We start from the raw sequence: 2165 nt of genomic DNA, 5'->3' as shown, positions 1-2165 counted from the left end.
TGTCTTGATGCAGTCGCTCATGGGGGAAACCACGGCAGTCGCTCATGGTTAGAAGTTACCGTAAGACAGGCTCGCCTTGTCTTGATGCAGTCGCTCATGGGGGAAACCCCCAAGACCGCGCAAATCACGCTAATCAATAAGTTTTACCCCTTTTCTGCATAGCCGACCAACCATAAAGGCTCAACGTAATCAGGTTTCGTCTCCGGGGGGAACCCCCAAGACCGCGCTGCCTCCCCAAGACCGCGCTGCATCGCTTCTAGTCATATAAGTTTTATTGGTTAAATGATCAATATCATCAATAAATATCTGCTAAACAATATATTTATCAGTGACATACCAAAAGCTATGCCAACATCTTATTTTCTTCCAAAGCTTTTTAAAAGTTTCCGAACTGCGGTCACCAACTATAAAGTTTAAAATCCCTGGATAGTGCTTGTTAGCTGCTGTCCACACCCAAGTTTTGTTTTTTTTTTACAAAAGTTTGTAGCTCATCTATTTCAGTTATTTCAGGAATTTCTGAGCGTGAAACATACATCTTCTAAGCGTGAACTAACTTTTTTTACCCAACCTATTATGGTAGTATGGTGAACACCAGTCACTCTTTCTATGCCTCTAAAACCCATGCCATTGTCTTGATGCAGTCCCTCATGGGGGAAACCACGGCAGTCGCTCATGGGGGGAACCCCCAAGACCGCGCTGCCTCCCCAAGACCGCGCTGCATCGCTTAGATACATTTTTATGCAGAGCAATTTAGTTTTTTCATCATAACCACGCTCAGTTTTAACCTCTATAAATTGTCGTCCACATTCGTTGCACTTATATCTTTGTTTGCCTCTTTGATTACCATATTTGTGAGTTTTACTGCTATGACAGTTAGGACATTCCATGGTTTTCTTTTTAGTATACCATTTTTTGATTCAGCAACGCCTTATTTCTAGTGGTCTTATAGGGAACTACTAGGTAATAGTTCCCATTAGTGCTAGTTAATCGACAGTCACATATGTGATCTGGTAGCCTTTCAGCAAAGGTTAACTCTCCTAATTTTGTAGGGTAGATCCCCTTTGCTGAAACAGCCGACTTTGGGATATAGCAAGACTGAACAGGATTTTTTCGAGACCTAAAACGAACCCGATTAACAACTCCAGTCAAATTGTATTTTTTCTTAGCCTCCCTGACACCCGTGCAAGCATCCTTAATCGCTATCGATTTTATCTGATAAGGTACTGACTTACACCATTCAGGGAGGTTATTGATAATGTCGGTTTTAATGGCTTTCCAATTAGCTTTAATATTCCCATCTTTGAGAATCTCTACGGTTTTATTGAATACATAACGAGATACTCCAAACCAGCGATTAATTAATTGACGCTGGTCAGTCTTTAGGAATAGTCGGATCTTCAACGATTTTTGAACCGTAATTTTATTGTCCGTAGACTCGGCAAGAAAAGACCTGAATGATGGATATAATATCGGCGGTGATTTCTGATTATGGGCAACTTTTAGGGTTGTCGAGAACCAGGATTTTTCCACCGTTAAGGCTGACCGGAGATGAAACCTTAGAGTAGTGCAGCCTTACTACAAAACCTTTACCCTATGCTGCATAATTTACCAACTATAAAGGCTGCACTACTCTTACGGTAACTTCTAACCAAGTACTCAAACAGTTCAAACCCAAACCGGGTAAGTCTGTCGAGACAGGCAACAATAATCGTGAGCTGATCTCCGCGCATAAGTCGTTCCAGTATGGTTTTAAGACTTTTTCTTTTGTAGTTGAGTCGTGATCCGATGTCTGGGATGATTTCCGCTTCTGGTTAGAGGGAGTGCATATAGGCGACAAATCCCTCAAGGTCGTCTTTTTGTTTCCTGCTGCTGACCTAACTATAACAAAGAGTGGTAGGCGTAGCAGTATTAGTAGGCCTAAAGGTGAGTAAGCTTTCTGTATCAAATAGTCTATATCCCCTTGGGGTTCGCTCCCATTTGATAGTGCCATTGTCTGCGTACTTCCTCAAAGTGTTTTTAGAGAGTCCTGTAAGTTCGACCGCCTTACGAAACGGTATTAGTGCCATGACTTAAGTCTACCAAACAATCATAGACTTTGAGATAATCTGTGGCACTTTTATTTAATGTTCACTAACCTGGGGAAACCTATAATCCCGCAGTGCGAA

3 protein-coding genes are annotated in these 2165 nt (G+C 41.8%); 1 reads left to right on the top strand and 2 read right to left on the bottom strand.

Annotated elements, in window-relative coordinates:
- Window positions 1-581 precede the first annotated feature (581 nt).
- Window positions 582-728 (top strand): hypothetical protein, encoded by a 147-nt coding sequence (locus F6J99_RS44470; protein WP_293123700.1) that lies wholly within the window; start codon window positions 582-584, stop codon window positions 726-728.
- Window positions 729-897: 169 nt separating this feature from the next.
- On the opposite strand, the gene F6J99_RS44465 is transcribed toward F6J99_RS44470, so the two are convergent.
- Window positions 898-1530, bottom strand: a complete 633-nt coding sequence (locus F6J99_RS44465; protein ID WP_293123697.1) for a helix-turn-helix domain-containing protein — start codon at window positions 1528-1530, stop codon at window positions 898-900.
- Between the two features lie 344 nt (window positions 1531-1874).
- Window positions 1875-2066, bottom strand: a complete 192-nt coding sequence (locus F6J99_RS44460) for a MerR family transcriptional regulator (protein ID WP_293123694.1) — start codon at window positions 2064-2066, stop codon at window positions 1875-1877.
- Window positions 2067-2165 lie beyond the last annotated feature (99 nt).

This window comes from Moorena sp. SIO4G3, from assembly GCF_010692305.1.
Lineage (GTDB): Bacteria > Cyanobacteriota > Cyanobacteriia > Cyanobacteriales > Coleofasciculaceae > Moorena > Moorena producens_A.
The sequence above is the reverse complement of the archived record's forward strand: the minus strand, read 5'-3'. Positions and strand labels throughout refer to the sequence as shown.